Raw genomic sequence first — 4,366 nt, 5'->3', positions numbered from 1 at the left:
GGTCTCGGGACCTCTACCCCGACGCCGGACCTCTCCCTCAGCGCTGCGGAGCGGAGAGGTAGACCTGCATGCTGAGGGGCTCGAGCAGGACGGGCTGCGCGCCGGTCCTGCCAGCGGGGTCCTGGTCGGCGGAGGCGCCCTCGGCGCCCTCGGTGCCTTCGCCCCCGTGCTCGCCCTCGGTGGGGTGCTCCCAGTCGGAGTCCCACGCGAGCTCCCAGGCGCAGCCCGCAGCCCCGCCGCGCCCCGGCACCTCGGCGAGCGTGACCTCGACCGTGTCGAGCGCACCGTTGACCACGACGAGCACGTCCCGGTCGCCCTCGTCCGGGCCCGTGCGCAGCATCTGCAGGACCCGGAAGCCGGGGTCGTGCCAGGCGTCGTGGTCGAGAGGACGCCCGGCGGAGTCGAACCACGCGAGGTCCGGGACAGCGTCCTCGGCGGCATGACGCGGCCTGCCGTGGAAGAACGCGTCGCTGCGCAGCGCGGCGTGCTCGCGGCGCAGGGCGAGCAGGTGCGTCGTGGTCGCGAGCAGGTCCTTGCGCCACGGCGACAGGTCCCAGCTCACCCAGGACAGCGGCCCGTCCTGGCAGTAGGCGTTGTTGTTGCCCCGCTGCGTGCGGCCCATCTCGTCGCCCGCCGTGAGCATGGGGGTGCCCGCGGCCAGGATCTGCGTGGCCATGAGGTTGCGGATCGAGCGTCGCCGCAGGGGAGCGATCACGAGCCCGGGCTCGAACCCCCCGTGCTCGAGCACGGCCTCCTCGTCCTCGAGCCGTCCCTCGATGCCGTGGTTCCAGGACCGGTTGTCGTCGCTGCCGTCCCGGTTGCCCTCGCCGTTGGCCTCGTTGTGCTTGTGCTCGTAGGCGACGAGGTCGGCGAGCGTGAAGCCGTCGTGGGCCGTCACGAAGTTGATCGACGCGACCGGTCCGCGCATGAGCGGCGGGTCGCTGTGCCCGAACAGGTCGGCCGACCCGGCCAGGCGGGTCGCGAGCTCGCGCACGCCCTGGCCCTGGCGCCCGTGCGAGGCCTCACGGGGGTCGGCGAGCCAGAACTGGCGCACGGCGCCGCGGAAGCGGTCGTTCCACTCGGCCATCGGGGCGGGGAACTGCCCGGTTCGCCACCCGCCGGGGCCTACGTCCCACGGTTCGGCGATGAGCTTGAGCCCGTTCAGCACGGGGTCGGTCTGGAGCGCGACGAGGAACGGGTGGTCGGGGTCGAACCCGCTCGGCCCGCGACCGAGGGTCACTGCGAGGTCGAACCGGAAGCCGTCGACCCCGATCTCCTGGGCCCAGTAGCGCAGCGAGTCGAGCGTCGCCTGGACCACGCGGGCGCGCCGGAAGTCGAGGCTGTTGCCCGTCCCGGTGACGTCGGCCAGCCGGGCCGGGGTCGCGCCGTCGTGCAGGTAGTGCACGGGGTTGTCGAGGCCGCGCCACGACAGGTGGGGCCCGTCGACCCCGCCCTCGCACGTGTGGTTGTGGACCACGTCGAGCACGACCTCGATCCCGGCCTCGTGCAGCAGGTGGACCATGCCGCGGACCTCGTCGACCACGGCGCCCGGCCCGGCCTCCTGCGCGGCTCGCGTCGCGTACGGCGCGTGCGGGGCGAAGAACCCGGCCGTCGAGTAGCCCCAGTAGTTGGTCAGGCCCTTGGCCACGAGGTGCGGCTCCGACAGGAACGCGTGGATCGGCAGGAGCTCGATCGTCGTGACACCCAGGTCCCGGAGGTGCGCGATCGTGGCCGGGTGAGCGAGCCCCGCGTAGGTGCCGCGCAGCGGCTCGGGCACGGCCTCGAGCTGCATGGTCAGGCCGCGCACGTGCGCCTCGTACAGCACTGTGTCGGCCCACGGGACCTGCGGCCGGCGCACGGGCGGGTGGTTCGTGCGCGGGGCCACGACGACCGAGTGCGGCACGTGGGCCGCGGAGTCGCGCGGGTCGGCCGGACCGCCCGGGTCGCCGAGGAGCGCTCCCGAGGCGTCGCGCTCGGTCACGTGCCCGCGCGTCGAGGGGTCCTCGTCGAGCTCGCCCACGAGCCCGCGCGCGTACGGGTCGAGGAGCAGCTTCGCGGGGTTGTACCGGAGACCTGCGGCGGGATCCCAGGGACCGTGGGCGCGGAAGCCGTAGCGCTGCCCCTCGCGCACGCCGGGCACACGACCGTGCCAGACACCGTAGCTCGGCCCGTCGAGCGCGACGCGCCGCTCGTGGATCTCACCGTCGGGGGAGACGTCGAGCAGGCAGAGGTCGACGGCGCTCGCGTGCGACGCGAGCACGGCGACGTCGACGCCGTCTCCTGCGAGGTGCACGCCGAGCGGCGGGACCGGGCCGTGCGAGGGGCGGGGGCGGGGGGTGGGGGCAAGCGCTTGCACCCCTCCATTGTGCGGCCCGGTCGTGGACGGTTCGTGCTCACCACGTGGTCGTGCGCAAGATCTCACCCGGCGCCGGCGCGCTGCCCGGTAGGGTTTCGACTGTGCCGCGTCCTCGCGAGGGGACCTGGCGTGCGGGTTCGTCCCGGGTCCACCGTCGCCCACCCACGGAGCTCATCACGATGAGGATCGTCGTCGCCGTCAAGTATGTTCCCGATATCCACGCCGACCGTCGATTCGACGAGGGCCGCGTCGTGCGCTCGTCGGAGGAGGGGACGCTCAACGAGCTCGACGAGAACGCGATCGAGGCCGCCCTGAAGATCGTCGAGTCGCTGCCCGAGGACGAGCAGTCGTCCTCCGAGGTCGTCGTCCTGACCATGGCCGGCCCCGAGTCCGACACCGCGATCCGCAAGGCGTACCAGATGGGCGTCGGACGCGGGGTGCGCGTGAGCGACGAGGCGCTCGCGGGCTCGGACTACTTCGGCACCGTCAGCACGCTGGCCGCCGCGATCCGCAAGCTCGAGGAGGAGGGCCCGGTCGACCTGGTCGTCACGGGCATGGCCGCGCTCGACGGGCTGGGGTCCGTCGTCCCGGTGCTGCTCGCGGCCGAGCTCGACCTGCCGCAGCTCACGCTCGCGGGCAAGCTCGAGGTCGACGCCGACGCACGGACCGCTCAGGTCACGCGCGAGCTCGACGACGCCCTCGAGGTGCTCTCGGCACCGCTGCCCGCGGTGGTCTCGGTGACGGACCACGCGAACTGGCCGCGCTTCCCGAACTTCAAGCTCATCATGGCCGCGCGCACCCAGCCCATCGAGGTCTGGAGCCTCGCGGACCTGGGCATCGACCCCGCCACGGTGGGCGACGCCGGTGCGCGCACGCACATCCTCAGCGCCACGCCGCGCCCGCCGCGCCCCGAGGTCGAGGTCGTCGTCGACAAGGGCGAGGGCGGCCGTGCACTGGCCGAGTTCCTCATCCGCAACGAGCTGGTCTGAGAGGGAACACCGTGACCACCAACGTCCTCGTCCTGCTCGACTCCCCGGAGACGCAGCTGCGCTCCGCGGCCCTCGAGCTCCTCACCATCGCCCGCAGCCTCGGGCGACCCAAGGCGGTGACGCTCGGCAGCCCGAGCGTCACGACGCTCGCCCAGCTCGGCGCCTACGGCGTCGACACGGTCCTCCAGGCCGAGCTGCCCACGTCCCTGAGCCCCGGCGCCGAGCACCTGACGGCCGTCGTCTCGCAGACGCTCGCGACCGCGGTGCGCCGCGCGAACGCCGACGTCGTGCTGCTCTCGGCGACCTTCCCCAACAAGGAAGCCGCCGCGCGCCTCGCGTACGAGCTCGGTGCGGGCCTCGTGATCGACGCGGCCGCGGTCCGTGCCGAGGACGGCAAGGCGGTGGGCTACAAGCGGGTCTTCGCCGGCTCGTGGGACACCGCGTGCGAGGTCTCGACGGACGTCGCGGTCTTCACGGTCCGCGCCAACTCGGTCGTGCCGGAGCCTGCCGAGTCCTCGGTCGCGACCGAGGTCATCGGCTTCCCCGTCGAGGTCCCGGCCTCGGCCACGCGGATCACGGTCGTCTCGCGCGAGGAGAAGCCGGTCGTCGAGGGTGGGCGCCCGAGCCTGGCCGAGGCCGCGGCGGTCGTGGCCGGCGGGCGCGGCACCGACGGTGACTTCGCACCGATCGAGGAGCTCGCGGACGCGCTCGGCGCGGCCGTGGGGGCGACCCGCGACGCGGTCTACGAGGGCTGGTTCGACACGTTCATCGGCCAGACCGGCGTGACGATCGCGCCGCGCCTGTACATCGGTGCGGGCATCTCGGGGGCTCCGCACCACCGTGGTGGCATGCAGGCCTCGCAGGTCATCGTCGCGGTCAACAACGACTCCGACTGCCCGCTGTTCGAGATCGCGGACTTCGCGGTCGTCGGTGACCTCGCCGAGGTGCTGCCGCAGGCGGCGAAGGTCATCCGCGAGCACAAGGGCTGACCACCCGCACGAACGACGCACGCCCCGGCAGG

The 4,366-nt window shown here is 73.4% G+C and carries 3 protein-coding genes; 2 read left to right on the top strand and 1 reads right to left on the bottom strand.

What is annotated here, in order from left to right:
- Positions 1-37: 37 nt before the first annotated feature.
- Complete coding sequence (gene glgX, locus ACFWFR_RS17705; RefSeq protein WP_377623904.1) at positions 38-2,356, bottom strand: glycogen debranching protein GlgX; 2,319 nt, start codon at positions 2,354-2,356, stop codon at positions 38-40.
- 179 nt (positions 2,357-2,535) lie between these two features.
- On the opposite strand from glgX, the gene ACFWFR_RS17700 reads away from it, so the two are divergent.
- Together ACFWFR_RS17700 and ACFWFR_RS17695 are read left to right on the top strand one after the other, a co-directional pair.
- Positions 2,536-3,345, top strand: coding sequence for an electron transfer flavoprotein subunit beta/FixA family protein (locus ACFWFR_RS17700; RefSeq protein ID WP_191799930.1), 810 nt, complete (start codon positions 2,536-2,538; stop codon positions 3,343-3,345).
- 11 nt (positions 3,346-3,356) lie between these two features.
- Positions 3,357-4,334, top strand: a complete 978-nt coding sequence (locus ACFWFR_RS17695) for an electron transfer flavoprotein subunit alpha/FixB family protein (protein ID WP_377623903.1) — start codon at positions 3,357-3,359, stop codon at positions 4,332-4,334.
- Positions 4,335-4,366 lie beyond the last annotated feature (32 nt).

This window comes from Oerskovia sp. NPDC060287, from assembly GCF_042726775.1.
GTDB classification, from domain to species: Bacteria; Actinomycetota; Actinomycetes; order Actinomycetales; family Cellulomonadaceae; genus Oerskovia; species Oerskovia merdavium.
This window is presented reverse-complemented; position numbering and strand designations above follow the sequence as displayed.